We start from the raw sequence: 26,881 nt of genomic DNA, 5'->3' as shown, positions 1-26,881 counted from the left end.
TTATAAAAAACGTTTGCGCGCATCTGCGGCTTGTTCGCGCACATTTACAGGGGCCGTGCCGCCATATGATGTGCGTGAGCCCACAGAAGCTTCAAGCGTTAGGACATCATAAACCGCATTGGTGATGCCCCCGTCCACGCTTTGCATTTCTGCCAAAGACAGGTCCGCCAGATCACAGCCCTTATCTTCAGCCAGTTTTACAATCGCACCTGTCACATGGTGGGCATTGCGAAACGGCATGCCCAGTTCACGCACCAGCCAGTCTGCCAGATCGGTTGCGGTGGTAAAGCCCCAACCCGCACTTTCGCGCATTGTCTCTTTATTCACCGTCATTTCAGCAATCATACCGGTCATCACCGCAACGCTCAGCTCAATAGTATCTGCTGCATCAAAGACAGGTTCTTTATCTTCTTGCATGTCTTTGGAATAAGCCAGTGGCAGCCCCTTCATAGAGATCATGAGGCTATTAAGATCCCCCACAACGCGCCCGATTTTAGAGCGGATCAGCTCTGCCGCATCGGGGTTTTTCTTTTGTGGCATGATGGAAGAGCCCGTTGAGAAACTATCAGACATACGCACAAAACCAAATTGCGCCGAAGACCAGATCACCAATTCTTCAGACAAGCGCGAAAGATGCACCGCACAGATGGATGCCGCAGACAGATATTCAAGGGCGAAATCACGATCAGACACCCCATCAAGGGAGTTTCGCATTGGCCCATCAAAACCCAATAATTCAGCCGTATGGTGGCGATCAATCGGATAAGGTGTGCCTGCAAGGGCAGCTGAGCCCAATGGCGATTCGTTTAAGCGCGCACGGGCATCGCGCACACGCGAGCGATCCCGCCCAACCATTTCAACATAGGCCAGCAGGTGGTGACCAAGAGAGACAGGCTGGGCTGCTTGGAGATGGGTAAAACCGGGCAGGATGGTATCAACTTGTTCTTCAGCGCGTTCAATCAAGGCTTGTTGTAAAACCTTTAAACCTTCATCAAGGCGGTCCATGGCATCGCGCACCCAAAGGCGAAAATCCGTTGCCACCTGATCATTGCGTGAACGCGCAGTATGAAGACGCCCAGCAGCATCGCCGATAAGTTCACGCAAACGGTTTTCCACATTCATATGGATATCTTCAAGGGCGGCGGAAAATTTAAATTCACCAGCTTCAATTTCGCTTAAGACCTTCTCAAGGCCCTCGGTTATGGCTTTGCCATCTTCTGCATTTAAGATGCCTTGTTTAACCAGCATGGCACAATGGGCTTTTGAGCCCGCAATATCTTGAGCATAAAAGCGTTTGTCAAAATCAATCGAAGCGTTGATTTTTTCCATAATTGCGCTCGGGCCACCGGAGAAGCGACCGCCCCACATTGTGTTTGTGTCTGAAGATTTAGTCATAACTAGCCATCAAAATTCGAAAAGAAAGAGTTGCCCCAATCTATGCGCTTTCGCCAATGGCTGCAAAGAAAAAGGCGAAATCAGAAATAAAAAAACCACTGGCATTTTCGACAGTGGTTTTCTTGGAGTTCTGTTCTGTAAAAATTAGTCAAACAGCGCGTCAATATCGGCCTGTGAAATACCACCGCCATGATCAGCTGGGCCATGGAGTTCTTCACCATGGGGCGAACGATTACCTTCTGCATCAAGAACCGCATCAGGATGATCAACCGTATCAAAGTTATCTTCACCCCAAATTTCCATCATACGCTCAACACGATCTTCAATGAACTTAAGGGTATTGACGACTTTGGTTGTACGCTGACCACATAAATCCTGGAAGTTACAGGCTTCAAACATACCAATGGTATTTTCCAAAATTTCGTCTGTGAGCTGGGTCACAAACTGGTCTGGTGAATGTTGGCGCAATTGTTGGGCCAAATCGTCGATTTTCTCAGCAGAGTTCAAAATTGTTTCTGTCGCACGCTCAGTTGCGCCAACAATTTGGTCCAGCTCATTGGTAACGACAGAGAATTTATCTTCCTCATTCATCCCCAAGGCTTTGATTTCGCGTTTTGTATCGTGAATACTGCGAGACAGGGCGCGCACCTCTGTGCGCAACAGGTTTACTTCATCAAGCTTGCCGTCTAATTCTTCTTGGGCTTCATCAAGCTCTTCACGACGTTCTTTGATTTTATCTCCACTGTGATGAGCTTCATCCAAGGCTTGCGCCGTGCGCATCATCATTTCGGATTTCAAAGCCTTGATTTCAAGCATCAAGTCTTCATTTGAAATACCGGATGGATCAACCGCGGTCGTGGCCACAGCCGCACCCGTTTTCGCTGCGACACGTTGTTTTAATTTACGTTCAGCGCTAAAAAGGCGTTTTGGAGCTCCCGACGTCATACTAATTCTCTCCTGTCTAAACCTTTATAATAGGTTTTTCATTCCCTGCGACCATATCTTGAAAGATACTATAGCGGATTTCTACCTAGCTTGGAAATTTATAAAATATCTGACCAATTGTCCCTATTTATTTGTCATATTTGTAAAAAAAACGTTATTTCGCCTGATATTTAACGCAAAGGGCGATCAAAAGTATAAAAACAGCATATGCAATTCTATTTTAACCCCTTTAAGTTTTGATTGGTTCCAAAACAGAAAAAACGGTGATAAGGTCGCGAGATATGCCAAAGGCATCATTTCATTTACAAAAAATAGGCTGATCATGTCCGTTGTTATCTATCACAACCCACGTTGCAGTAAATCGCGCCAGACCCTTCAACTGATTGAAGAAAAAGGTGTTGAGCCACAAATCGTCCAATATTTAGACACCCCACCAACTGTTGCAGAGCTTAAAGACATTATTTCTAAGCTTGGCATTACACCACGTGAACTTCTGCGCAAGAAAGAAGCCAAGGAATATGGCTTAAGTGACGATTCTCTCGATGATGATGCGGTGGTTGCCGGTATGGTTGCTAATCCACGCGCTATTGAGCGCCCCATTGTTGTCAAAGGCGATCAGGCCGTTTTGGGTCGCCCACCGGAAAATGTTCTGGACCTGCTCTAAGCAAGACAGAAATAGTTTAAGAAAAAAGGGAGCCATGAGAACTCCCTTTTTTTGTTTAGCCAACGTTCGGCAATTTAGATAAAGCTTCTTGTAATAAGGCTTCATCATAAGTCTTGTCTTCAAGCTTACCCTCAAAGAAATCCGTATAGGCCTGCATATCAAAATGACCATGCCCAGACAGGCAGAAGAGAATCGTGCGTTCTTCACCTTTTTCCTTGGCATCCAAGGCTTCCGCAATAGCCGCTTTTACCGCATGGCTGGATTCGGGTGCAGGAACGATGCCTTCAGCTTGTGCAAATTGAACAGCTGCTGAGAAACATTCCACCTGATTGTAAGAAACCGCATCCATAAGGCCGAGCTCTTTACAATGGCTGACCAATGGGGACATGCCGTGATAGCGCAAACCACCCGCATGAAAGCCCGGTGGCATGAAAGAAGCACCCAATGTGTGCATTTTTGTGAGAGGTGTAAGCTGGGCCGTATCACCAAAATCATAGGCAAAGGTGCCGCGTGTTAAGGTTGGACAGGCTGCGGGCTCAACCGCCACAATGCGGGTGTTTTTCCCTTCGCGCAAGTTGCGCCCAATATAAGGAAACGCAATCCCGCCAAAGTTGGAGCCACCACCAGCACAACCAATGACCACATCAGCATCCGCATCAGCCATTTCCATCTGTTCCATGGCTTCAATCCCAATGACGGTTTGATGAAGCAGAACGTGGTTCAGGACTGAGCCCAAAGCATATTTGGTGTCATCACGCTGCGCTGCCAGCTCAACCGCTTCTGAAATGGCAATCCCCAGAGAGCCTCGGTTCTCAGGGTCTTCTTCGAGGATTTTGCGACCCGCATTTGTTTCTGTGGAAGGTGACGCCACACAACGCGCACCATATGTTTCCATCAAGGCGCGACGATATGGTTTTTGTCCGTAAGACACTTTCACCATATAAACATCAACTTCAAGACCAAACAAGGAAGCCGCAAAGGCGAGTGAGCAGCCCCACTGGCCCGCACCTGTCTCGGTTGTCAGCTTCTTAATGCCCGCTTCTTTGTTATAAAACGCTTGGGCAACTGAGGTATTGGGCTTGTGAGAACCAGACGGGCTCACCCCTTCATATTTATAGAAAATCTTGGCTGTGGTGCCTAAGGCCTTTTCAAGGCGACGCGCCCGATAAAGCGGGGCGGGACGCCATTGTTTATATACATCACGCACAGGCTCGGGAATTTCAATGTCGCGCTCTGTGGCGACTTCCTGTTCAATAATCGCCATGGGGAAAAGCGGCTCTAGGTCCGCAGGGCCCACAGGCTGTTTTGTTCCCGGGTGCAATACAGGTTCTGGCATTTGCGGCAGGTCTGCCACGATATTATACCAAGACTTGGGAATACGGTTTTCCGGTAGAAGATATTTTACGGTTTCATCAGACATAAAGGCTTCCTTCTTCACTATTTGCAAAGAACTTAGCAATTGTTCGCCAACCGATCAATAAGGTTTCTTTAGAAACTATCTCGGGAAAGAAAAAGGCCTCTGCCATTCATCAGAGACCTCTCTTTTATTTTATTTTGCCAGTTTTACCGCGACAAAGCGTAAACCTTCTTCCCCATCAATGAGCAAGAGAAGGGATTTTTGTTTTTCCTTCTTGGCTTTTTTAACCGCCTTTTTAACTTCATCGGGCGAGGTGATTTCTTTTTGGCTGACTTCCACAATCAACTCACCTGCGCGAATGCCTTTTTGGGCTGCGGGGCCATCGGCAACCACATTCAAGATCACCACACCGCTGGCTTCTTCAGGCAGTTTAAAACGCTCACGCAATTGATCGTTCAAACTACCGAGCGAGAGGCCAAGCTCTTTTAGGGTCGCAGAGGTTTTCGTCACTTTGGGTTTACCAACAGAGCCGTTCTTTTCAGCCACTTCAAGCTCACCGACTTTTACCGACAGTTTCTTGATCTTGCCTTTGCGCCAAACTTTTACAGGTACGGACTTGCCGACTTCTGTTTCTGCCACAATGCGCGGCAGTTTGCGCATTTCAGAAACACCCTTACCGTTAAAGGTCAGGATTACATCGCCTTTTTGTATCTTGGCTTTTTCAGCAGGGCCACCTTCTGCCACACTTGTAACCAAGGCGCCACGGGCATCTTCAAGGCCAAGGTTCTCTGCAATTTCATCAGAGACTGTCTGGATACGCACACCCAACCAGCCACGACGGGTGCGACCATATTCTTGCAAATCAGCAATGACTGTTTTGGCAATATTGGAGGGTACAGAAAAACCAATACCAACAGAGCCCCCACTTGGCGAATAAATCGCTGTATTAATGCCAATCACATCGCCATTTAGATTAAACAACGGCCCACCGGAGTTACCCTTGTTAATAGAGGCATCGGTCTGGATAAAATCATCATAAGGACCCGCTTGAATGTTGCGCCCACGCGCAGAAACAATCCCGGCTGTAACCGAGCCGCCCAAACCAAACGGGTTACCAATAGCCACAACCCAATCCCCAACGCGGGTTTTATCTGAATTGCCCAGCGAAACTTCAATCAGCTTAACGCCTTTTTTCTTTTCAACTTTTAAAAGGGCGATATCTGTTTTGGGGTCTTTACCCAACAATTCAGCATCAAGAGAGGTGTTATCTTGCAAGATGACCTTAATTTCTTCAGCATCCTGAATAACATGGTTATTGGTGACAATCAGACCCGCTTGGGCATCAATCACAAAGCCGGAGCCCAATGAGGTGGCTTGGCGTTGACGCTGTTGGGGCATTTGACCGCCACGACGTTCAAAAAATTCACGAAAAAAGTCCGGCACACCTTGGGGCAACTGACCATGGGCCGCATCCACCTTCTGGGTTGTGGAGATATTCACCACTGCAGGCAGGAGTTTTTCAGCCAGATCAGCAAAACTTTCTGGGGCTGAACGGGCATGGCTTTGCGCTATAAAGGCAATCATCAAACCAAAAGCCGTTAAGACGGTGATAATCCACAAGGTGGGATTAAGTGTTTTAGCTTGTGCTTGGGCGTGCTGTCTTCTCGTCATCTTATTCATTCTTTTCAACGCTCTTTTTAAAAGTCCTGTTCAAATTAATGTAGCTTGCTGCCTTAATTTCGCAAGCATTGCCTTATCTATCCCTATCATGGATAAAGAATATGAAATGGTTAAGGCAAAATTGTAACTAACTGTTACAAGCGCGCTACATAGCCCCGCGCACCAGCCAAACCAGCGCAACCCCGATCATAGCCGCTGTAATGCCCGCGGTGCGCACCGATGCTGAGGGCATGGCGAGCACCTGCATCATCATTTTCTTCATGCCTTCTGGAAACAGGGCATAGAGCATGCCTTCAATCGCGATAGCTAAACCAACAGCAACAAAAAAATCTGACATGTATTATTGATCCTTTTCGTCATTCTCAAGCGGGTTGAGAGGATGACAAGTCAAAAAAAATCACCCCGCAACATAAATGCGGGGTGATTTTTATAACTTACTTTTACTTACGCATACCGAAATAGCTGAAGAATTCGCTATCTGGGGAAAGGACCATTGAAGTCCCCTCGCCCAAGGCTTCACGATAAGCCTCCATAGAGCGGTAGAAGCGGAAAAACTCAGGGTCTTTCCCGTAAGCTTCACCCAAAACGACGTTTCGCTGGGCATCACCCTGACCGCGCAAGATGTTGGATGTACGACGCGCTTCCGCCAAAATAACGGTTTTTTCACGTTCTGCTTCGGCTTCAATACGTTGCTTGATCTCATCACCTTCTGCGCGCAGCTTATTGGCTTCTTGCACACGGTCTGTGCGCATACGATCAAATACGTTTTCAGAAATCTGTGCAGGTAGATCAGCACGACCGATACGTACGTCCACAATTGTCACACCATAATCCGGTGCTTCTTTGCTCACGCTGTTCACAATCTCGCTCATCACTTCAACGCGTTTTTGTGACAACAGATCAACCATTCCCACTTTTGCAATCGCATCACGAACCGAACGGTTCAAAATACGACCAAACGCATCGTTAAAGGCACGCTCAGAACCCTGAACCGTCTGGAAGAATTTCAACGGGTCCGTGATTTTATAACGGGCATAAGAATCTACGATGATACGCTTTTGGTCAGCCAATGGCAGTTCTGCCGGCTGTGGATCAAGGTTTAAGATTCGTTTATCAAAATATTGAATATCCTGAATGAATGGAATTTTCCAGTTCAGACCGGGTTCCTGAATAACGCGACGTGGGTCACCAAACTGGAAGACCACGGCTTGTACAGGTTCAGCAACTTTAAACAAAGTGCCGGACATAAGGCCCGCAAAACCGACGAGCAAAATGATTAATGCAACTAACTTCTTCGGCATCAGTTTGCTCCTTTGCGTTTTTGCAGTTCAGGTAAAGGCAGGTAAGGGACAACGCCGCTGCCGCCTTTCTCACTATCAATAATCACTTTTTCAGACCCTTTAAGGACTTCCTGCATGGTCTCTAGATAGAGACGCTCACGCGTGACATCTTTATTGGCTGCATAAGATTCGTAAACCGAGATAAAGCGTTTGGCTTCACCTTCTGCATCCTTGATCACACGCTCTTTATAAGCTTCAGCATCTTGCATAAGCTTTTGCGCTTCACCACGTGCGGTTGGCACGATCTTGTTGCGATAAGCTTCGGCTTCGTTTTGTTTACGCTCTTTATCCTGACGCGCTGACTGCACATCGTTAAAGGCTTCGATCACCGCTTGTGGCGGATCGGCTTTCGCCAATTCCACACCAGCGACATTAATGCCGGATTTATAATCATCCAAAATCTGCTGGATCAACTCCTGTGCATCTTGGGCGATTTGACCACGACCTTGTGTGTTGACACGCTCAAGGTTCATCTGACCAATCACTTCACGCATGGCACTTTGGGCTGCTGCGCGAACCGTTGTTTCAGGGTCGCGAATGTTAAACAGGAAGCTTGCCGCATCCTTCACATTCCATAAAACCGCAAATTCAACATCGGCGATATTTTGATCACCTGTGAGCATCAGGCTTTCACCTGTGCCAGAATTGCGCGAACGTGTTGTTGATGTATTTGCCCCAATTTCGATTTTACGAACATTTGTGACACGTGGTGTCAAAACGTCACCGATTGGTGCAGGGAAGTTCCAATGCAGGCCCGGGTTGGTAGAAGACACATATTTACCAAACATGAGCTGTACGCCTTGTTGGTCTGTTTTTACTTTGTAAAAGCCTGAACCGATCCACACCGCAAGAATGACAATCAAGGCAAGGGCAAATAATTTGCCGCCGCCAACGCCGCCGGGAACGAATTTTTTCATATTTTCCTGGCTTTTGCGCAGCATTTCTTCGAGGTCTGGCGGGTTCGGTCCACCGCCGCCATTGCCGCCACCGTTTGGTTTTTTCGGTCCTTGTCCCCATGGGCCTTGGTTATTTCCACCATTGCCCCACGGGCCACCGCCCTGATTGTTCCATGACATATTGGGTATTTCCCTTTAAGAGTCGATAAGTCAAAGGTCTAAGATACTTGCACTTGGCAAACGTCGTGTAACAGTCTTATATGACGCTAACGGCTTTTGCAATGCGCGAGCTATTAAAGATTACATTTATCCTATGTGAAGGAGATTTCAAGGATGTCCGCCCAATTAGAACAAAAAGTTCTCGAGACGCTTAAAACCATTAAAGATCCGGCTAAAGATGTGGACATCGTGACGGGCGAAATGGTCCTTGGCTTACAAAGCCGTGACGGTCATGTAGCCTTCACCATTGATATTGGCGACCCCTCCCGTGCTGCTGATTTTGAACCTGTACGCAAGGCTGCAGAAGAGGCTGTACATGCCTTAGAGGGTGTTTTAAGTGTCACTGCTGTCTTAACGGCAGAGCGCCCCGCCCAACCTCAACAAGCAGCCCCGCAACAACAAGGCGTTGCTGAGGAGGCCGCCCCGCTTATGCCCGGTGTGAAATCCATTGTGGCGGTCTCTTCTGGTAAGGGTGGCGTGGGTAAATCCACCACCTCGGTAAATCTTGCACTGGCACTTGCGGCTAAAGGTTTGCAGGTCGGTCTGCTTGATGCTGACATTTATGGCCCGTCGATTCCCCGCATGTTAGGCATTACAGGCCAGCCCGTTAGCTATGATGGCAAAGTGCTTGAACCTATGGAAAATCACGGCATTAAATGTATGTCTATCGGCTTTTTGGTTGAAGAAGACACCGCCATGATCTGGCGCGGCCCCATGGTCATGGGCGCACTTGAACAATTAATGCGCGATGTAAACTGGGGTGAGCTTGATGTTTTGGTTGTGGATATGCCACCGGGCACAGGCGATGTGCAGTTGACCATGGCGCAAAAAGTGCCGCTCACGGGCTCGGTGATTGTCTCCACCCCACAAGATATCGCCCTGCTTGATACCCGAAAAGGCCTCAATATGTTTCGCAAAGTAGAAATTCCGGTCTTTGGTATTGTGGAAAATATGAGCTATTTCTCTTGCCCACATTGTGGCGAGCGCACGGATATCTTTAGCCATGGCGGCGCACGTGCAACAGCAGAAGCCCAAGGGGCAGATTTCCTTGGTGAAATTCCATTAGATATCAAAATTCGTGAAACCTCAGATGGCGGTCACCCGATTGTCACCTCTGATCCTGACAGCACACATGCCAAGGCCTATGCCGAAATTGCTGATAAAGTCTGGTTTAAGACCATGGAACAGCTGAACGCCAGCCAAGGTCCAAAGATCGTTTTTGATTAAAAGCTGACTGTTGTTGGAGGCTGAGAATCTTATCTCAGCCTCCAACAACAAATATTTGACCTAAGTCTCATCATTTATTGATCTTTTGCGCTATACTAACCCCTCTCAATAACAGGAGGCGGTTATGGAGTTTGATCGTCTTTCACATATCCTATGGCACGGCGTTACCCGCCAAGAGGTCTGGAGTTTACTCAACACCTCCCAACAAGGTTTAAGTGGTGAAGAAGCCCTTAAACGCCAAGACCTCTTTGGCCCAAATGAACTGCCAAAGGCCCAGCGCAAATCCGTTTTAACGGTCTATTTCCATCAATTTATCAGCCCGTTGATCTATCTGCTTTGTGCCGCCGCACTGGTGTCTATCCTCATTGGGGAAGTCACTGATGCGCTGTTTATTTTTGCCGTGCTGCAAATCAACGCCATCATTGGCACCATTCAGGAATGGAAAGCACAAAAAAGCGCAGAAAGCCTGAACGCCATGGTGAAAAACCGCGTGGTGGTATTGCGCGATGGCAAACGCATAGAAATAGACAGCGCCCAGCTTGTACCTGGTGATTATGCTTTTTTAGAAAGTGGCGCCTTGATCCCGGCTGATATCCGCCTCATCCAGTCTTTAGAAGCGCGCGCCGATGAATCTTTACTAACCGGCGAATCGGTAACTGTGAATAAAGGGGCCCTAGAAGCCATTGGCGAAGAAAGTGCCATTGGGGATCGCCATAATATGCTCCATGCCGGAACCACCCTATCGCAAGGGCGTTGTGAAGGTATTGTCACCCAAATTGGATTACATACCGAGCTTGGTCGCATTGCCCAAGCCTTACAAACCACAGAAAATGCTGCCCCGCCTTTGGTACAGCGCCTTGATAAATTCACCCGATCCATTGGTTTTTTGGTGGTTCTAGCTGTGGTGATCTTGGGAGCCACCATGGTCTGGCAGGGCGTGAGTGTGAAAGAAGTCTTCTTCCTTGCCGTGGCCTTGTCTGTTTCAGCCATTCCTGAAGGTTTGCCTGTGGCCATTACCGTGGCTTTATCCATCAGCTCGTTTCATATGTCTAAACGCAATGTGATTGTGCGCGCGCTTCCTGCCGTGGAAGGCTTAGGCGCCTGCACAGTAATTGCCAGTGATAAGACCGGAACGCTAACGGTAAATGAGCTGACCGTGCGCCGCCTATGGCTCGCTGAAGGTCCTGAGCTGGAAGTCAGCGGTGAAGGCTATAGCCCCAAGGGTGAGGTTGATTTTAAAGCCGCCCGTCTGGCTGTGGCGGCAAGCCTGTGTAATGAAGCAACTTTTCGCCTTGAAAAGGAAGGCTATCATCATTTTGGCGATGCGGTAGATGTGGCCTTTTTGGTCATGGCAGCAAAAGCCGGGCTGGACCGCGAATCGTTGCTGGAGCGCCACCCTGAGCATGGCTTCCTACCTTTTGAATCAGAGCGTAAATTTTCCGCCAGTATCAATCACTTTGATGATGAGGCTTTGGTCAGTTTAAAAGGGGCGGCAGAAGTTATTGCGCCGCTTTGTTCAAATATAAAAAGCGAGGATATCTTAAAACGCGCTGAAGAGATGGCCTCACAGGGTTATCGCGTGCTCGCTTTGGCCCAAGGTTCTTGGAGCGAAGATCATGAACTGGATGCGCTTTCAGGGCGAAAAGACCTGACTTTCTTAGGCTTAGCCGGATTAATTGACCCGTTGCGCCCTGAAGCTTTTGACGCCATTAAAAAATGTGCTTGCGCAGGTGTCGGGGTGCGCATGGTCACGGGGGACCACCCCGCAACCGCACTGGCCTTGGCAAAAGAGCTTGGCATCGCCCATGAAAAAAGCGATGTGGTCACAGGGGCTGAGCTTAAAGATTTACAAGATGATCCGATCAATCTGGCAGAAACCATCCATAGTGCGCGGGTTTTTGCCCGTGTGGAGCCTGTGCAAAAGCTCAATATCGTTCAGTCTTTACAAGAAAATAATCATTTCGTCGCCGTCACGGGTGATGGGGTTAATGATGCCCCGGCCTTGCGCTCTGCCAATATTGGGGTGGCTATGGGCAAGGAAGGCACCGATGTGGCCCGTGGGGCCGCTGATTTAATCATTACTGATGATAATTTTGCTTCGATTGTGAACGGCGTGGAAGAAGGCCGCATTGCGTATGCCAATGTGCGCAAGGTGATTTATCTGCTGGTCAGTACTGGTGCATCAGAAATCGTCTTATTCTTCCTCTGCCTGATCAGCGGCATGCCCTTGCCGCTTTTTGCCGTGCAACTTTTATGGCTTAATCTGGTGACCAATGGGGTGCAACATGTGGGGCTGTCTTTAGAAAAAGGCGAAGGTGATGAGTTACACGATCCCCCGCGTAACCCAAAAATGCCGATCTTTAATCGCCGTATGATTGAAGAAGTGGTGATTTCTGGCCTGTTTATTGGGATTGTGGCCTATCTATTTTTCCAATATGCCTTGGCAAACGGCTTTGATGAGGCCAGTGCGCGCAGCAGCCTCTTGCTCTTGATGGTGCTGTTTGAAAATACCCATGTATTTAACTGCCGCTCTGAGCGCAAGTCACTCTTTAAAATGCCCCTGTTGCGCAACCCCATCCTTGTGATGATGGTGATCCTCACCCAAGCCATCCATATTGGGGCAGCGTACGTGCCCGGGCTCAACACCACCTTAAACATTCAGCCGGTCTCCCTTGATCAATGGCTGACCTTATTACCATTGGCTTTGGGGCTGATTGTGGTGATGGAAATTTATAAATGGCTGCGTCGCTAAACAACAAAAAACCCCGCTAGAACATATCTAACGGGGTTTTTCTTAAAGTAATCTGTGAACCTTAGCGCGTCGGCACGGGCTCATCACCACTGTAGTCGTAGAAACCACGGCCCGTCTTGCGACCCAGCCAGCCAGCTTCAACATATTTAACCAGCAATGGACATGGGCGATATTTAGTATCGGCCAGACCTTCATGAAGAACGTTCATGATAGCAAGGCAGGTATCCAGACCAATAAAGTCAGCCAGTTGTAGCGGACCCATTGGGTGGTTAGCACCCAAACGCATGGCTGTATCGATAGAATTAACCGAACCCACACCTTCATAAAGAGTGTATACGGCTTCGTTAATCATCGGCAGCAAGATACGGTTTACGATAAAGGCCGGGAAATCTTCTGCAGAAACAGAGGTTTTGCCCAGACGTGCCGTCATTGTCTTAATCGTTTCATAAGTGCTTTCATCTGTGGCAATACCACGGATCAGCTCAACCAGCTTCATGACCGGAACCGGGTTCATGAAGTGCATACCAATGAAACGCTCTGGGCGGTCTGTAGAGGCCGCCAGACGTGTGATGGAAATAGAAGAGGTGTTTGAAGCGAGCAAGCATTCATCGCTTACTTCAGCGCAAACCTGTTGGAAGATAGCTTTTTTAACTTCTTCATTCTCGGTTGCAGCTTCAATAACCAGATCGGCAGAAGACAGAGCAGACATTTCAGTCGATGTTTCGATATGACCCAAGGCCTTATCTTGATCGGCTTGTGTGATCTTCTCTTTCTTAACTTGGCGAACCAAGTTTTTGGTGATGGTTGCCACTGCGGCGTCTAGTGCATCTGCACTCACGTCGATCAGTTTAACATCATAACCTGCAACAGCAGCGACATGTGCGATACCGTTACCCATTTGACCGGCACCAATAACACCGATTGTTTTAATTTCTGCAGACATGGTCCCTCTTTTTTTCCGTCTGTTAAGGTTTAAGCGGTTTGGCTAAAGAGCCGGGACTTAACCCAGCTCTTTTTCCAATTCCGGAACCGCATCGAAGAGATCCGCAACCAAGCCATAATCAGCAACTTGGAAGATAGGAGCTTCTTCATCTTTGTTGATCGCCACAATCACTTTGGAGTCTTTCATACCCGCCAAGTGTTGAATAGCACCAGAGATCCCTACAGCGATATAGAGGTCAGGCGCAACGATCTTACCTGTTTGACCCACTTGCATGTCGTTTGGAACGAAGCCGGCATCAACAGCCGCGCGTGACGCACCAATCGCCGCACCAAGTTTGTCAGCAACTTTTTCAAGCAAAGCGAAGTTTTCGCCATTTGCCATACCACGACCACCAGAGATGATGACCTTGGCAGACGTCAGTTCTGGACGCTCAGAAACAGAGAGTTCTTCACCGACGAAGCTGGACTTGCCGCTATCGCCTTGTGCACCAACTGTTTCAACAGAAGCAGAACCACCTTCAGCAGGGGCTGCATCAAAAGCCGTACCACGAACAGTAATGACTTTTTTCTCATCACTAGACTGGACTGTTGCCATAGCGTTACCCGCATAGATCGGGCGAACGAATGTATCAGCAGACTCAACCTTTGTGATGTCAGAAATTTGCGCAACATCCAAAAGGGCCGCAACACGTGGCATAAAGTTTTTGCCCGTTGTTGTTGCAGGTGCCAGAATATGTGCGTAATCACCTGCCAAAGACACAACCAATTTGGTCATATTTTCAGCCATCTGGTGGTCATAAGCAGCGTCATCAGCAACCAAAACCTTGGCAACACCATCGATTTTAGCAGCCGCTTCACCCGCAGCGCCACAACCTGTGCCAGCAACCAAAACAGTTACGTCACCAAGTTCTTTAGCAGCGCTAACCGTGTTCAACGTTGCGTCTTTGATGGACGCATTGTCGTGTTCAGCAATAACAAGAACGCTCATCTTATATCACCTTCGCTTCGTTTTTCAGTTTGTCCACCAGCTCAGTAACGGTTTCAACCTTGATCCCGGCTGAACGGGCAGCAGGTTCTTCAACTTTCAAGGTTTTCAAACGTGGCGTCACATCAACACCAAAATCAGCCGGAGAGACAGTCTCCAATGGCTTTTTCTTGGCTTTCATGATGTTTGGCAGGGCGGCATAACGTGGCTCGTTCAAGCGCAAGTCAGTTGTAACGATTGCAGGCAAAGCCAGCTTAACCGTTTGCAGACCGCCGTCTACTTCACGTGTCACGTTGACAGAACCTTCAGCAACTTCCACTTTAGAAGCGAATGTGCCTTGTGGCCAATCAAGCAATGCACCCAACATCTGGCCTGTTTGACCATTGTCGTCGTCAATCGCTTGCTTACCCAGAACAATCATGTCCGGGCTTTCTTTTTCAACGATACCTTTGAGGAGCTTGGCAACGGCCAGTGGCTGCAACTCATCAGTTGTTTCGACCAAAATGCCGCGGTCTGCACCCATCGCCAAGGCGGTACGGATGGTTTCCTGACATTTTTTCTCACCCATAGAAACAACAACAACTTCCGTTGCTGTACCTGCTTCTTTAAGGCGGATAGCTTCTTCAACTGCAATTTCGTCAAATGGATTCATAGACATTTTGACGTTTGCGGTTTCAACACCCGTGTTGTCCGACTTAACGCGGATCTTCACGTTGTAATCAATTACGCGCTTTACTGCGACGAGAACCTTCATGGAATTCCTTTCTCAGAAGTCGTTTAGTTAACGCCTGAGGCTTTGTTTATGAGCATCGGGGAAAACCCCTTTGCCGATCAATTATTTCGCATTGCACAATAAGCCTTGAAAGGTCGAATGTCAACCAATGCAAGCCCATGTGAAATGGATGGTTTTACAGGCGAAAAACCTCCCTAGAACTAGCGATGCGCACCCGGTTTCCACAAAACGTCCGATTTCCCTTTATCGTTGAGGAAACGAGCCATGACAAAAGCATGATCAGACAAGCGGTTGAGGTATTGCACACAGAGCGGATTAATACTGTCTCGCAGAGCCAATTCACTACAGAGCCTTTCTGCGCGCCGACAAACCGTGCGACACAAATGAAGATAGGCCGCAGCAGAACTGCCGCCGGGTAAAACAAAAGAAGTTAAGGGCTCAAGCTGTTCATTCATCACATCAATCTCCGATTCGAGGCGATCAATTTGTTCTTGAACAATGCGCAAGGCGCCTTCACTTTTTCGTCCCTCTTCAGGTGTGCACAAGTCGGCACCTAAATCAAAAAGGTCGTTTTGGATACGTTCCAGCATCTCATCCATATCACCTTCAGTATGAAGGCGGGCAAGCCCGATTGCGGCGTTTGTCTCGTCTACACAGCCATAAGCATCAACCCGAAGGTCATGTTTGGCAATGCGGGTTCCGTCCCCCAAAGAGGTCTCGCCCTTATCACCACCGCGTGTGTAGATTTTGGTTAAAGTAACCATGGTTCAATCAAGCCTTTTTCCATATGCAAAAGTGCGAGGGACGAATCATGAGGTTTTTCACGAAAGCGTCAAGGCTAAAGAGGTAAAAAATTGTGAAGGAAATGTCTTTTTGACCCCATGGACCCGCTTTTTAAGACAGGGCCTTTTGGACATCACAGCTTGGCATGTTGATTAAACGATAACTGCCTTTACCCGCCTGTTTGGCTTTATACATGGCACTATCGGCCAACATAACGATTTTGCGCGTATCGTCTTCTGTGCCAAAGAAACGCACAACCCCGATGGAAAGCCCGATATGGGCAACCTTGTCCTCTTGGACATAAGGTTGGGAAATCGCCTCCTGCATCTTATGAACGACCGCTTCAATAGCGCGAATATCATCCATGCCATGGGCAATCACGCCAAATTCATCCCCACCAAGACGCGCACCAATATCGGTATCGCGCAAAACTGTGCGCAGGCGCAGGCCCACTTGATGAAGCACCCAATCCCCAAATGTATGCCCATGCTGGTCATTCACGGGCTTGAACCCATCCAAATCAAAATAAAACAGAACACCGGGTGCTTCGTTACGCTTTGCAAGGGCAATGGCATTGCGCAAATGTTCATCAAACAAGCGACGATTGGCAAGCCCGGTAAGAGAATCGTGATGGGCCAAATGGGCAAGGGCTTCGCGGGATTTTTTATGATCGGTTATATCAAAGGCCCACCATAAAATGGCTTCGCGTCCGCCATATTCAATTTGACGGGTGGTAATCTGTGCCCAAAAAGGAGTGCCATCTGAGCGCAGACATTCTATTTCCACATTATCAAGGGTTTTGCCGCGTCGTGTCTCCACCCAATGTTGGCGGTGGTATTTTGCATTGCTGTAAAATTTACGTGTATCAAAACCGATAACGTCGTTACGCGTTAGGTGAAACATCTCTGCCAGACGTTTATTGGCAAAGAGAATCTTAAAGGTTTTCACATCGCTAATGCCGATAGAAATCGGACTTGTTCCCAAAATGCGGCGCAGGCGTTCTTCTGAAACACGCATGGTTTCTTCTGCATGATGATGGTCTGAAATATCCAACAACAGACCATTCCAGACCGTATCTCCGTTTGAGCCGCGATGGGTACGCCCGCTTGATCGCACCCATTTGATGGTTGTCCCATCACGGTGTTGAAGGCGCACATCACTGGACCAGCTGGCAAAATCCAAGCCCGCCTTATCTATGGCCTCGCGAAAACGTCCACGGTCTTGACGCAAAACCATCTCTTCAAGCAATTCAGGTTTTGACAACATGCTGGCAGGCCCCCAACCGGTGAGCTCACGCACACCTTGGCTGATATAACTAAGATAATTTTGGCCATCCTTATTGCGGCGCATTTGATAGACCACACCGGGAATATTTGCACTGACATCACTAAAACGACGTTCGCTTTCTTTTAAGGACCAGGCGATCTCATTCTGGGTAAAAGCATTGCCTAAAAGATCACCGACTACCTTAAACGTATCCACATCTTCTTTGTTCCAGTGGCGTGTGGTGCTCATACAATGAATGCCAATAAACCAGATGGTTTTTTTTGACAATAACACAGGCACCATAATGCAGGCCTTTGTGCCGCTTTCACTCAAGGTGGTGCAAAGGTGTAGATCCTCTTTGGGTAAACTCGCCAAATCATTGATCTGGACAACTTCATTTTTCTGGAGCTGTTTAAGAACCCAGTCACAAATGGTTTGTTTTTGTGGGACCTGTTGCGTTTGGGAAGCGGGCTCCATTTTTGTCCAGTGATAGCGAAAATCCATCACTTTGCTGGTCAGGTCCAAACGCGCAGCATAAGCTGCTTCAACATCAAAATATAAACCTGCTGCACGCACCGCTGCACTGGCAGCCTCATCAGCAGGACGTTCAATAAACTTTCGCGCAATATCACTATAAAGCTGTTCACGCCCTTCTGACAGACTTGCCCCACTGGGACGCCCAACCAGCATATAGCAATTGGTTTGACCCGTTTCTTCTTCAGGTAAAGCAGTCAGGCTGACACGAAAAGTCGTGCAGACCTGACAGCCATCACTCACACTTAATAAGGCATGATTGCTAAAATCAGGTTGGCTGAGTTTAATATGACAACCACATTGGGCAACATTTTGCGCACTACAACCAATCTCGCGCCAAAAAGCCGGATTCCCATAGAGTATATTAAGAGCCTCGCATTCCTCGGATTTCTTATCAGCAATAAGAATGATATCCGAACTATACTGTGCGGCCCGCCCGACAAGGGCTTCGAAATCCATAAGCTGCGCCTAACTTACTAAGATAAGTGTTTTTAATTTTAAGGCGAGGTTAACACTGAATAATTGCGCACGATAGTAACATTTTTGTGTGTAATACTTTGTGATGAACACCTTAAAGTACGTGAGATACTATTATTTCAACACATAAAAAATCCCCTCTCCCAATAAAGGGAAAGGGGATCAAGTCGGCTTCGCTGTCTGCCTTTTCCTTTGAGGAAACCCCCATTGGAGGGCGCAAAACTAGATAAGCAGATGGCAGAATCCTAAAATCGCTTATCTTGCGCCAGTTCACGGCCAGCCTTACCCCAAAAAAGGAGAGGGAAGGATAAGGCTTATCGTGAAAACCTTAACGACGTGTCAAAAGACCACGTGCAATCACGCCTGCTTGGATCTCAGCGGCACCTTCAAAGACATTGAGGATACGTGAGTCACACAAAACGCGAGAGATCGGATATTCCGTCGCATAACCGTTACCGCCGTGGATTTGCAATGCGTTATCCGCATTTGACCAAGCCACACGTGCTGCCAACAATTTCGCCATACCGGCTTCGATGTCACAACGTACATCGTGATCTTTTTCCCAACCAGAGAAGTAGGTCAACTGACGCGCGATCATGGTTTCAACCGTCATCCAAGCGATTTTGGCGTGAACACGTGGGAATTCGAAAATCGGCTTACCAAATTGAACACGCTCTGTTGCGTAACGAATGCCCAGTTCCATCGCCGATGTCGCCACACCAGAGGCGCGCGCAGCAGTTTGGATACGTGCAGATTCAAAGGTTTCCATCAGCTGTTTAAAGCCTTGGCCTTCTTCACCGCCGAGCAATTGACCTTCTGGTACTTCAAAACCGTCAAATGCCAATTCATATTCTTTCATGCCACGATAACCGAGAACCTCGATTTCGCCGCCGTCCATACCTTCAGCCGGGAAAGCATCTTCTTCTGTGCCACGTGGTTTTTCAGCCAACAACATAGACAGACCTTTATAGCCTTTTTCATCCGGGTTGGTACGCACGAGCAAGGTCATCAAATCAGAACGCGATGCATGGGTGATCCAGGTTTTATTGCCTGTCACTTTCCATGTACCATTTTCTAAAACCGCACGTGTTTTAAGCGAACCAAGGTCAGAACCTGTGTTTGGCTCTGTGAAAACAGCTGTTGGCAGAATTTCACCAGAAGAGATCATCGGGAGATATTTCTCTTTTTGCTCTTCTGTACCGCCCAAGCGGATCAACTCACCGGCGATTTCGTTACGTGTGCCAAGGGAACCCACACCGATATAGCCGCGTGACAATTCTTCTGTCACAACACACATGGCTGTTTTGCCCATGCCAAGCCCGCCATATTCCTCAGGAATAGTCAGACCAAAGACACCCATTTCAGCAACCGCTTCAACGATCTCAAGGGGAATGAGTTCGTCTTTTTCATGCCATTTATGGGCTTCTTCAATAACTTGCTCGTCAACAAAGCGACGGAACTGATCACGGATCATTTCCAGTTCTTCGTCCAGACCTGTTGTCCCAAAGGACCCTGTTTCCAGACCGTCTTTGGCATATTCAGCAATTTTGCGGCGAACAGCTGGTGTGTTGCCTTCATATTTAAAGCGTTTTACATCGTCTTTCATGTAGGCGTGACAATCCGCAGATGTCAGGCCCATATCATGGGGACGGATAATTTCTACTTGTGAAATGGCAATGCCGTGAGTCAACTGTGTGCAATATTCACCAAAGGCGCATTGCAGGATCAATTGTTCAAACTCACCAAAGCTACCTTCTTCAGTTAGCTTCTCACCCCATTTGTGCATTTGACGCAGGGATTCAACATAGGTTGCCATCCAGGACAAACCGTGAGCGGCTGTTTGCTCTGCTTCAAGTTTGGCAGAATTGACACGGCCATCAACCATGACTTTTTCAGAAACAGCATCTTTGGCTTTTTCCAACAAGACGTCAGCAGCTTCAACAGCGCGACCAGCAGAAGGCAAAAGATCAGAGAGGATAAGATCGCTCATGGATCGGTCCTTTTATTAATTTCAATGACAGGGTGCCCAAAACGTCATCCCGCACTTTACAGAATGCGGGATGACAATTCTTGGGTAAGAACCTCTTAATCGAGGTTTTCTTCCAGTGTTTTAAGGCCAGTTGTTTTAGCATTAACCAAAACAGCCATGTTGCCTGGAAGGTGTTTGTTTGCAAGCATCTTCATGTGTGCTTCTGGAATGTCAGCCCATGGGAAGACTTCAGACATACATGGGTCAATGCGACGCTCAACAACAAGTTTGTTGGCTTGTGAAGCTTGCTTCAAGTTGGCAAAGTGAGAACCCTGAATACGTTTTTGGCGCATCCAGACAAAACGGGCATCCATTGTCAGGTTGAAACCAGATGTACCCGCACAGAAGACAACCATACCGCCACGTTTTACAACGTTACAAGATACAGGGAATGTCATTTCACCCGGGTGTTCAAATACAAAGTCAACATCGTTGCCTTTACCTGTGATTTCCCAGATGGCTTTACCAAATTTACGAGTTTCTTTCATGTAATCGTTGAAACCGTCGCCGTTTACTTCTGGCAATTGGCCCCAGCAATTGAAGTCTTTACGGTTAAGAACGCCCTTAGCGCCCAAGCCCATAACGAAATCACGCTTTGTTTCATCAGAGATCACACCAATTGCATTGGCACCTGCAACAGCACAAAGCTGAACCGCAAAGGAACCAAGACCACCAGATGCACCCCAAACCAATACGTTATGGCCTGGACGCAAGATGTGTGGACGGTGACCAAATAGCATACGATAAGCGGTTGCCAATGTCAGCGTGTAACAAGCTGATTCTTCCCAAGACAAATGCTTAGGACGTTCCATCAATTGTTGTGCTTGAACGCGACAGAATTGTGCAAAAGAACCGTCAGGTGTTTCGTAACCCCAGATACGGTTGGATTTAGAGAACATAGGGTCGCCACCGTTACATTCTTCATCATCGCCATCATCCTGGTTACAGTGAACAACAACTTCGTCACCCACTTTCCACAAGTTCACTTTGTCACCAACAGCCCAGATGATGCCAGACGCATCAGAACCCGCAATGTGGTAATCTTCGTTGTGAACGTCAAATACAGAAATCGGCTTACCCAAAGAAGCCCAAACACCGTTGTAGTTCACACCAGCAGCCATAACGTAAACAAGCGCTTCGTGGCTATCTAGTTTTGGCGTTTCAACGACTTCGCACTGCATCGCTGTATCTGGGTTGCCGTGGCGTTCACGACGGATGGCCCAAGCGTACATTTTTGCAGGTACGTGACCCAGAGGTGGCACTTCACCAATCTCATAAAGGTCTTTCTTTTCTTGATTCGCTGTAACTTCGGCGAGGTAACTCATAATTGGGATACTCCCTTGGCTTTCAAAAAATGTTTCCAACTGTCGATGACCTAATCGACGATTTCTTTGATATCTGGTCTACACCATTTTGACGATGAGACAAGCTTTTTTTGCATCTGCGCACAAAATAAAGGTTACATATGCAACTTGTTGAAAAAAAATCTTAGTTTGAGCGCGATTTCGGGCTTTTTTTGCGATGCACATAGTGGTAGATTATCGCCAATTGATGATTCATTTCTGAAATAATCATACCTTTTGAGAATCATTACATGTAATTTTATTACCGCTTTAGGAGCGTTTGAGATGACTGTACAAAAAGATCGCCCATGGCTGTTTCGGACTTATTCAGGTCACAGTTCAGCAGTTGAAACAAACAAACTGTTTCGTACCAACCTAGGCCGTGGTCAAACGGGTCTGTCTGTTGCTTTTGATTTGCCAACACAGACGGGTTATGACTCTGATCATGTACTCTCGCGCGGTGAAGTTGGTAAAGTAGGCGTTCCTATTTCGCATCTTGGGGATATGGAAACACTGTTTAACGAAATTCCGTTAAACAAGATGAACACCTCCATGACCATTAATGCCCCGGCAGCTTGGCAGCTTGCGCTTTATATTGCGACCGCTGAGCGCCAAGGTGCAGCACGTAACGAGCTTGCCGGGACAACTCAGAACGACATCATTAAAGAATATCTATCGCGCGGGACTTATATCTTCCCGCCTGAGCCGAGCCTGAAGCTGATTACAGACATTGCGGCCTTCACCTATCGTGAAATCCCAAAATGGAACCCGATGAATGTTTGTTCTTATCACTTACAAGAAGCAGGCGCGACGCCAGAACAAGAACTGGCCTATGCCTTGGCAACAGGTATTGCCGTTCTCGATTCCCTAAAAGCCTCTGGTCAAGTCCCTGATGAAGATTTCCCAAGAGTAGTGGGTCGTATTTCCTTCTTCGTGAACGCGGGCATCCGATTCGTAACCGAGATTTGTAAGATGCGTGCCTTCACCGAGCTGTGGGACGAAATTTGCCGTGAGCGCTACGGTGTTGAGGAAGAAAAATACCGTCGTTTCCGCTACGGCGTACAGGTCAACTCTTTGGGCCTGACCGAACAACAGCCAGAAAACAACGTTTATCGTATCTTGCTTGAAATGTTGGCTGTGACCCTGTCTAAAAATGCCCGCGCGCGCGCGGTTCAACTGCCGGCTTGGAACGAAGCCCTTGGCCTGCCGCGCCCATGGGATCAGCAATGGTCACTGCGCCTACAGCAGATCATGGCTTATGAGACAGACCTTTTAGAATATGGCGATCTGTTTGATGGCTCTGCTGAAGTCACGCGCAAAGTTGAAGAACTTAAAGAAGGCGCACGTGATGAGCTTGCACGCATTGATGAAATGGGTGGCTCTATCCCAGCTGTTGAAACAGGCTATATGAAACAGAAGCTTGTAGAATCCAACGCCACACGCTTGGCTGCCATTGAAGCAGGTGAGCAGACCGTTGTGGGTGTAAATAAATTTGCAGAAGGTGAAGACAGCCCACTAACAGCAGGCGATGGTGCCATCCTAACGGTTGATCCAGCCGCTGAAGCTGAGCAAATCGAACGTTTAAAAGCATGGCGAGATCAACGCGATAGTGCCAAGGCCGATGCCGCCCTTGAAGAGCTGAAATCTGCTGCTAAAGAAGGCCGCAATATTATGGAACCTTCCATTGCGGCTGCGCACGCAGGTGTCACAACGGGTGAGTGGGGTACAGCGCTTCGTGAAGTGTTTGGTGAATACCGCGCCCCAACAGGTGTTGGCGGGGCCTCAAGTGCCAAACATGGCGACCAACTCGCAGACGTGCGCACCAAGGTTGATGCCCTGTCTGATAAAATGGGCCGCCGCGTTAAAATGCTTGTGGGTAAACCCGGTCTTGATGGTCACTCAAACGGTGCTGAACAGATTGCCGTTCGTGCCCGTGATGCCGGTATGGAAGTGGTATATGAAGGCATCCGCCTAACCCCTGCACAAATCGTAAATGCAGCCCTAGAAGAAGGTGTGCATGTGATCGGTCTCTCCATCCTGTCGGGTTCTCACATTCCACTGGTGACGGAAGTGCTTGATCGCATGAAAGAAGCCGAGATCAATGATATTCCATTGGTTGTGGGCGGCATCATTCCACCTGAGGACGAAGAAGTTCTGGTCAAGGCTGGTGTGTCGCGTATCTATACGCCAAAAGATTACGAAATCAACGCCATCATGGCTGATATTGCTAATCTGGTTGAAGAGACAGAAGCAGCTTAAAAGCGCTGAACTTCAGACAAGAAAAAACGCCCTACCTGATTTCAAGGTAGGGCGTTTTTTTGTCTCTGATCCTAGCTGTGGGAAAAGCGAAAACCACCGCGTTTTTCAGGATGTTTATCATAGCGTGAGAAATATCCATGGGTGGCCGTGTGAACAAGGCTTTCAAAATCTTCAGCCTGCATGCGCACAAGGGTCTCATGATCGCCTGCTTCAAACATGACATCACCAACATCTGCAATGGTGCTGTCAACGACAACATCCATATCATAGGCCATACCCAGCGCGGGAACGGCCCCTGTTTCGCAGTCTTTAAAGAAGTCTGTAAATTCTTCTTCTTTTGCCAGTGTGACAGGTTCAAGCAAAGTGTCTTTCAACATATCAAGATTGAGATGATGAGACGCAGGCAGCAGCGCCAAGATGAAACGTTCATCAGCTTTCACAACAACAGCTTTAATGAGACGCGCGCCCGGAATATGGGCGGCTTCTGCTGTTTGTGAGGCAGTTGCAGTCAGCTCGTGTGTCAGCGTATCGTAGGAAACGCTGTTGGTATCAAGGAATTGCTCCAATGTGATTGAAATGCCCATAATACACCTCCTGTATATGTAAGTGAGTGTATCTTTACAGGGCTATTATAGCACAGAATGGCTTATTTTTGGAGGACTTCGCGATAATAGAATTCACGAAAACGCATGAGGTTTTCCGTCGCCATCCAGCTTTCTAAAATATCACGAAATTCTTGGCTGTCGCCTTCCCGCTTGAGGATCTCATTAATACGCGCGATAAGCTTTTTGCCTGCGGGTGTTTTTGAACATACCGCATAACCAAACCGATCAAGACGATCTTCTTTTAGCGGGATACGATAGAGCTTTTTCTCACCATGATGTTCGGTGTTGTAAAAAGTCACACTATTTTCGATATCAACAAAATGGTGAATGCGGTTTTTTTCCAACATAACAAACAGCTGTTTGGTTGGATAACTCTCAGTTCGAATACGCCCCTGTTGCACACCTTCTTTAATCACCCGATCCAGAACCGGCCCATAGGAACGCTTAGTCTGCACGATCATGGGATGAGGATCGTTTTTAAGAAATTCTTCTAAAGAGATGCCCTCTTTGGGATAGTCAATCGGATGGCTGCTGACCATGATATGGGCATAAGCAGGCTTGAACGCCTGTGAATAACTCAGAATTTCTTCACGCTCAGCCGTTTTAAGCAGCAAAGGATTACATACCAGTTCGCCCCGTTTAGCCAACGCAAAAAAACGCGGGAAATTCATATGTTCCTGTTTATGGGTATAGTCAGGCAGATGTTTAGAGAAAAACATCGTTAATTTATCTGAAATCCCCTGCCCCTTATGAGGCCCATCCTTGATATAAAATGGAATGAAATCATTCTGCGTCCAAATAATGGTTTCTTTGGCAAAAACCTGAACGCTCACACAAAAAAGCAGTGCAAAGGCTAACGCCCCCACAGCCATGCTTTTCAGTCTATGTAAAATCATATCGGTCATACCAATATCTTACATAAAATTAATGTGTCTGGAAAATAATTATTTAAACGGTTTTCGCTTTATAGGAGCATAAATCATAAATGATACATTTGGCACACTCTGGCTTTCTCGCCTTACAAATATATCTACCATGCAAAATCAACCAATGATGGGCATGCAGCATATATTGTATCGGCACGGCCTTCATGAGTTTTTTCTCGACCTCTAAAACCGTTTTGCCTTTTGCCAATCCGGTGCGATTACCCAGACGGAAAATATGAGTATCCACCGCCATGGTATGTTCCCCCCAGGCAAGGTTGCGCACCACATTGGCTGTTTTGCGCCCCACACCGGGTAAAGCCTCAAGTGCTTTTTGATCATTGGGCACAACACCGTCATGAAGATCAACCAGCATTTGCGCAGCTTTCATCACATTCTTGGCTTTAGAATTATAAAGCCCGATGGTCTTGATATGGTCCTTCAGCTGAGGCTCGCCCAAATCCAGCATATCTTGCGGGGTTGAGACAATCTGAAAAAGCTTTTTCGTCGCTTTATTCACCCCAACATCTGTTGCCTGAGCAGAAAGCGCGACCGCCACCAGCAACGTATAGACATTGGTGTAATCAAGCTCGCCCTCTGGCTCAGGGTTATCTTCTTCAAAGCGGCGAAATAGCTCTTCACGATCAGCTTTTTTCATGTTCACACTCCTGTGTTTTGCCAGACCAAAGCATAGCAAACATGAGTTACTCTTTCAGGCCCAACACATCTTGCATATCAAACAGACCTGCATCGGCTTTCCCTGTCCACAAGGCACCTGTGACCGCACCGCGTGCAAAGATCACTCGGCTGGATGCTTTATGGGTAATTTCAAAACGCTCGCCCTCAATGGCAAAAATGACCGTATGATCACCCACAACGTCACCACCGCGCAAGGTAGCAAAACCGATATCACCTTTTTTGCGCTCCCCGGTATGACCATCGCGCACTTTATCAGCGACCTCATCCAAGTTCACTTTGCGCCCAGCAGCTGCTGCGCGGCCCAAACCAAGGGCTGTACCTGAAGGGGCATCGACTTTATGTTTGTGGTGCATTTCCACAACCTCGATATCCCACTCATCATTAAGCATAGAAGCAACTTTTTCAGTCACCGCAAAAGCAAGGTTCACCCCAAGGCTCATGTTGGGTGCCTGAATGATGGTAACCGACTTTGCCGCCTCAGCAATGATCGCCTGATCATCCGCACTTAAGCCCGTGGTCCCGATGACAAGGTTGGTGTTGTGTTTAGCCGCCAGCTTGGCATGCTCAACCGTGGCTGCGGGAATGGTAAAATCAATCACCGCATCACAATCGGCAAAAAGCTTATCCGCATCAGAGGTAATAGAAGCACCACATGGTACTTCACCAGCCACAACAGCCGGGTCATGCCCAATAAAAGGCGAGCTTTCCATCTCAGTGCCGCCAGCAAGCTCTGCCCCGTCCTGATTAACAACAGCCTGCACCAACATACGACCCATACGACCCGCACAACCAACAATACCGATTTTCATTTTTTGCTCCCAACATAAT

22 protein-coding genes are annotated in these 26,881 nt (G+C 47.8%); 4 read left to right on the top strand and 18 right to left on the bottom strand.

The genetic code is table 11. The features are described 5' to 3' along the window. Together argH and MTBPR1_RS08575 are read right to left on the bottom strand one after the other, a co-directional pair. Window positions 1-1,395, bottom strand: coding sequence for an argininosuccinate lyase (gene argH, locus MTBPR1_RS08580; RefSeq protein WP_069188591.1), 1,395 nt, complete (start codon window positions 1,393-1,395; stop codon window positions 1-3). Window positions 1,396-1,539: 144 nt separating this feature from the next. Then, window positions 1,540-2,340, bottom strand: a complete 801-nt coding sequence (locus tag MTBPR1_RS08575; protein ID WP_069188590.1) for a hypothetical protein — start codon at window positions 2,338-2,340, stop codon at window positions 1,540-1,542. Between the two features lie 322 nt (window positions 2,341-2,662). On the opposite strand from MTBPR1_RS08575, the gene arsC reads away from it, so the two are divergent. After that, the gene (gene arsC, locus MTBPR1_RS08570) at window positions 2,663-3,004 is read left to right on the top strand and encodes an arsenate reductase (glutaredoxin) (protein WP_069188589.1); all 342 of its coding nucleotides are present in this window, start codon (window positions 2,663-2,665) and stop codon (window positions 3,002-3,004) included. A 55-nt stretch (window positions 3,005-3,059) separates the two neighbouring features. On the opposite strand, the gene MTBPR1_RS08565 is transcribed toward arsC, so the two are convergent. The 5 genes from MTBPR1_RS08565 to hflK form a co-directional block, all read right to left on the bottom strand. Next, window positions 3,060-4,424 (bottom strand): TrpB-like pyridoxal phosphate-dependent enzyme, encoded by a 1,365-nt coding sequence (locus tag MTBPR1_RS08565; protein WP_069188588.1) that lies wholly within the window; start codon window positions 4,422-4,424, stop codon window positions 3,060-3,062. 129 nt (window positions 4,425-4,553) lie between these two features. Next, a complete protein-coding gene (locus MTBPR1_RS08560; RefSeq protein ID WP_126465109.1) occupies window positions 4,554-6,032 on the bottom strand; it encodes a DegQ family serine endoprotease in 1,479 nt (492 codons plus the stop codon). A 154-nt stretch (window positions 6,033-6,186) separates the two neighbouring features. After that, the gene (locus MTBPR1_RS08555) at window positions 6,187-6,378 is read right to left on the bottom strand and encodes a DUF2065 domain-containing protein (RefSeq protein WP_069188586.1); all 192 of its coding nucleotides are present in this window, start codon (window positions 6,376-6,378) and stop codon (window positions 6,187-6,189) included. Between the two features lie 103 nt (window positions 6,379-6,481). After that, the gene (gene hflC / locus MTBPR1_RS08550; protein ID WP_069188585.1) at window positions 6,482-7,342 is read right to left on the bottom strand and encodes a protease modulator HflC; all 861 of its coding nucleotides are present in this window, start codon (window positions 7,340-7,342) and stop codon (window positions 6,482-6,484) included. Continuing rightward, the gene (gene hflK, locus MTBPR1_RS08545; RefSeq protein ID WP_069188584.1) at window positions 7,342-8,457 is read right to left on the bottom strand and encodes an FtsH protease activity modulator HflK; all 1,116 of its coding nucleotides are present in this window, start codon (window positions 8,455-8,457) and stop codon (window positions 7,342-7,344) included. The genes hflC and hflK overlap by 1 nt, the downstream gene beginning before the upstream one ends. Window positions 8,458-8,610: 153 nt before the next feature. On the opposite strand from hflK, the gene apbC reads away from it, so the two are divergent. Both apbC and MTBPR1_RS08535 read left to right on the top strand, forming a co-directional pair. Next, complete coding sequence (gene apbC / locus MTBPR1_RS08540) at window positions 8,611-9,723, top strand: iron-sulfur cluster carrier protein ApbC (protein WP_069188583.1); 1,113 nt, start codon at window positions 8,611-8,613, stop codon at window positions 9,721-9,723. A gap of 124 nt (window positions 9,724-9,847) precedes the next feature. Beyond that, on the top strand, window positions 9,848-12,475 hold the full coding sequence (locus tag MTBPR1_RS08535; RefSeq protein ID WP_069188582.1) for a cation-translocating P-type ATPase: 2,628 nt from the start codon (window positions 9,848-9,850) through the stop codon (window positions 12,473-12,475). 61 nt (window positions 12,476-12,536) lie between these two features. Here the strand turns inward: MTBPR1_RS08535 and MTBPR1_RS08530 are convergent, their stop codons facing one another. The 7 genes from MTBPR1_RS08530 to ccrA all read right to left on the bottom strand — a co-directional run bounded on the left by MTBPR1_RS08530 (window position 12,537) and on the right by ccrA (window position 21,549). Beyond that, window positions 12,537-13,418, bottom strand: a complete 882-nt coding sequence (locus MTBPR1_RS08530; protein ID WP_069188581.1) for a 3-hydroxybutyryl-CoA dehydrogenase — start codon at window positions 13,416-13,418, stop codon at window positions 12,537-12,539. Between the two features lie 57 nt (window positions 13,419-13,475). Beyond that, window positions 13,476-14,405 (bottom strand): electron transfer flavoprotein subunit alpha/FixB family protein, encoded by a 930-nt coding sequence (locus MTBPR1_RS08525; RefSeq protein WP_069188580.1) that lies wholly within the window; start codon window positions 14,403-14,405, stop codon window positions 13,476-13,478. A 1-nt stretch (window position 14,406) separates the two neighbouring features. Continuing rightward, window positions 14,407-15,156: an electron transfer flavoprotein subunit beta/FixA family protein gene (locus tag MTBPR1_RS08520; RefSeq protein WP_069188579.1), complete on the bottom strand. Its 750-nt coding sequence runs from the start codon at window positions 15,154-15,156 to the stop codon at window positions 14,407-14,409. A gap of 179 nt (window positions 15,157-15,335) precedes the next feature. Then, complete coding sequence (locus MTBPR1_RS08515) at window positions 15,336-15,899, bottom strand: cob(I)yrinic acid a,c-diamide adenosyltransferase (RefSeq protein WP_069188578.1); 564 nt, start codon at window positions 15,897-15,899, stop codon at window positions 15,336-15,338. A gap of 130 nt (window positions 15,900-16,029) precedes the next feature. Continuing rightward, a complete protein-coding gene (locus MTBPR1_RS08510) occupies window positions 16,030-18,177 on the bottom strand; it encodes a sensor domain-containing diguanylate cyclase (RefSeq protein ID WP_069188577.1) in 2,148 nt (715 codons plus the stop codon). Between the two features lie 346 nt (window positions 18,178-18,523). Next, a complete protein-coding gene (locus MTBPR1_RS08505; protein ID WP_069188576.1) occupies window positions 18,524-20,185 on the bottom strand; it encodes an acyl-CoA dehydrogenase family protein in 1,662 nt (553 codons plus the stop codon). 95 nt (window positions 20,186-20,280) lie between these two features. Beyond that, window positions 20,281-21,549 (bottom strand): crotonyl-CoA carboxylase/reductase, encoded by a 1,269-nt coding sequence (gene ccrA / locus MTBPR1_RS08500; RefSeq protein WP_069188575.1) that lies wholly within the window; start codon window positions 21,547-21,549, stop codon window positions 20,281-20,283. A 303-nt stretch (window positions 21,550-21,852) separates the two neighbouring features. Here ccrA and MTBPR1_RS08495 point away from each other — a divergent pair, with 303 nt between their 5' ends. Next, window positions 21,853-23,826, top strand: coding sequence for a protein meaA (locus MTBPR1_RS08495; RefSeq protein WP_083222986.1), 1,974 nt, complete (start codon window positions 21,853-21,855; stop codon window positions 23,824-23,826). 71 nt (window positions 23,827-23,897) lie between these two features. Here the strand turns inward: MTBPR1_RS08495 and MTBPR1_RS08490 are convergent, their stop codons facing one another. The 4 genes from MTBPR1_RS08490 to dapB all read right to left on the bottom strand — a co-directional run bounded on the left by MTBPR1_RS08490 (window position 23,898) and on the right by dapB (window position 26,862). Next, entirely contained in the window at window positions 23,898-24,410 is a 513-nt protein-coding gene (locus MTBPR1_RS08490) for an aminoacyl-tRNA deacylase (protein WP_069188574.1), read from the bottom strand. A gap of 62 nt (window positions 24,411-24,472) precedes the next feature. Beyond that, the gene (locus MTBPR1_RS08485) at window positions 24,473-25,336 is read right to left on the bottom strand and encodes a TIGR02285 family protein (RefSeq protein ID WP_069188573.1); all 864 of its coding nucleotides are present in this window, start codon (window positions 25,334-25,336) and stop codon (window positions 24,473-24,475) included. Window positions 25,337-25,379: 43 nt separating this feature from the next. Further along, the gene (gene nth, locus MTBPR1_RS08480; protein ID WP_069188572.1) at window positions 25,380-26,012 is read right to left on the bottom strand and encodes an endonuclease III; all 633 of its coding nucleotides are present in this window, start codon (window positions 26,010-26,012) and stop codon (window positions 25,380-25,382) included. Window positions 26,013-26,058: 46 nt separating this feature from the next. Beyond that, window positions 26,059-26,862, bottom strand: coding sequence for a 4-hydroxy-tetrahydrodipicolinate reductase (gene dapB, locus MTBPR1_RS08475; RefSeq protein ID WP_069188571.1), 804 nt, complete (start codon window positions 26,860-26,862; stop codon window positions 26,059-26,061). Window positions 26,863-26,881: the final 19 nt, after the last annotated feature.

It is taken from the genome of Candidatus Terasakiella magnetica (assembly GCF_900093605.1).
GTDB lineage: Bacteria > Pseudomonadota > Alphaproteobacteria > Rhodospirillales > Terasakiellaceae > Terasakiella > Terasakiella magnetica.
The sequence above is the reverse complement of the archived record's forward strand: the minus strand, read 5'-3'. Positions and strand labels throughout refer to the sequence as shown.

Excerpts from the sequence above, each read along its gene's own strand:
- hflC (WP_069188585.1), bottom strand. The coding sequence starts at position 7,342 with ATGCCGAAGAAGTTAGTTGCATTAATCATTTTGCTCGTCGGTTTTGCG.
- MTBPR1_RS08535 (WP_069188582.1), top strand. The coding sequence starts at position 9,848 with ATGGAGTTTGATCGTCTTTCACATATCCTATGGCACGGCGTTACCCGC.
- MTBPR1_RS08505 (WP_069188576.1), bottom strand. The coding sequence starts at position 20,185 with ATGAGCGATCTTATCCTCTCTGATCTTTTGCCTTCTGCTGGTCGCGCT.
- hflK (WP_069188584.1), bottom strand. The coding sequence starts at position 8,457 with ATGTCATGGAACAATCAGGGCGGTGGCCCGTGGGGCAATGGTGGAAAT.
- MTBPR1_RS08515 (WP_069188578.1), bottom strand. The coding sequence starts at position 15,899 with ATGGTTACTTTAACCAAAATCTACACACGCGGTGGTGATAAGGGCGAG.
- MTBPR1_RS08525 (WP_069188580.1), bottom strand. The coding sequence starts at position 14,405 with ATGAGCGTTCTTGTTATTGCTGAACACGACAATGCGTCCATCAAAGAC.
- MTBPR1_RS08485 (WP_069188573.1), bottom strand. The coding sequence starts at position 25,336 with ATGACCGATATGATTTTACATAGACTGAAAAGCATGGCTGTGGGGGCG.
- MTBPR1_RS08555 (WP_069188586.1), bottom strand. The coding sequence starts at position 6,378 with ATGTCAGATTTTTTTGTTGCTGTTGGTTTAGCTATCGCGATTGAAGGC.
- dapB (WP_069188571.1), bottom strand. The coding sequence starts at position 26,862 with ATGAAAATCGGTATTGTTGGTTGTGCGGGTCGTATGGGTCGTATGTTG.
- apbC (WP_069188583.1), top strand. The coding sequence starts at position 8,611 with ATGTCCGCCCAATTAGAACAAAAAGTTCTCGAGACGCTTAAAACCATT.
- MTBPR1_RS08490 (WP_069188574.1), bottom strand. The coding sequence starts at position 24,410 with ATGGGCATTTCAATCACATTGGAGCAATTCCTTGATACCAACAGCGTT.
- MTBPR1_RS08520 (WP_069188579.1), bottom strand. The coding sequence starts at position 15,156 with ATGAAGGTTCTCGTCGCAGTAAAGCGCGTAATTGATTACAACGTGAAG.
- MTBPR1_RS08510 (WP_069188577.1), bottom strand. The coding sequence starts at position 18,177 with ATGGATTTCGAAGCCCTTGTCGGGCGGGCCGCACAGTATAGTTCGGAT.
- MTBPR1_RS08565 (WP_069188588.1), bottom strand. The coding sequence starts at position 4,424 with ATGTCTGATGAAACCGTAAAATATCTTCTACCGGAAAACCGTATTCCC.
- arsC (WP_069188589.1), top strand. The coding sequence starts at position 2,663 with ATGTCCGTTGTTATCTATCACAACCCACGTTGCAGTAAATCGCGCCAG.
- argH (WP_069188591.1), bottom strand. The coding sequence starts at position 1,395 with ATGACTAAATCTTCAGACACAAACACAATGTGGGGCGGTCGCTTCTCC.
- MTBPR1_RS08560 (WP_126465109.1), bottom strand. The coding sequence starts at position 6,032 with ATGACGAGAAGACAGCACGCCCAAGCACAAGCTAAAACACTTAATCCC.
- MTBPR1_RS08575 (WP_069188590.1), bottom strand. The coding sequence starts at position 2,340 with ATGACGTCGGGAGCTCCAAAACGCCTTTTTAGCGCTGAACGTAAATTA.
- MTBPR1_RS08530 (WP_069188581.1), bottom strand. The coding sequence starts at position 13,418 with ATGTCTGCAGAAATTAAAACAATCGGTGTTATTGGTGCCGGTCAAATG.
- nth (WP_069188572.1), bottom strand. The coding sequence starts at position 26,012 with ATGAAAAAAGCTGATCGTGAAGAGCTATTTCGCCGCTTTGAAGAAGAT.
- MTBPR1_RS08495 (WP_083222986.1), top strand. The coding sequence starts at position 21,853 with ATGACTGTACAAAAAGATCGCCCATGGCTGTTTCGGACTTATTCAGGT.
- ccrA (WP_069188575.1), bottom strand. The coding sequence starts at position 21,549 with ATGAGTTACCTCGCCGAAGTTACAGCGAATCAAGAAAAGAAAGACCTT.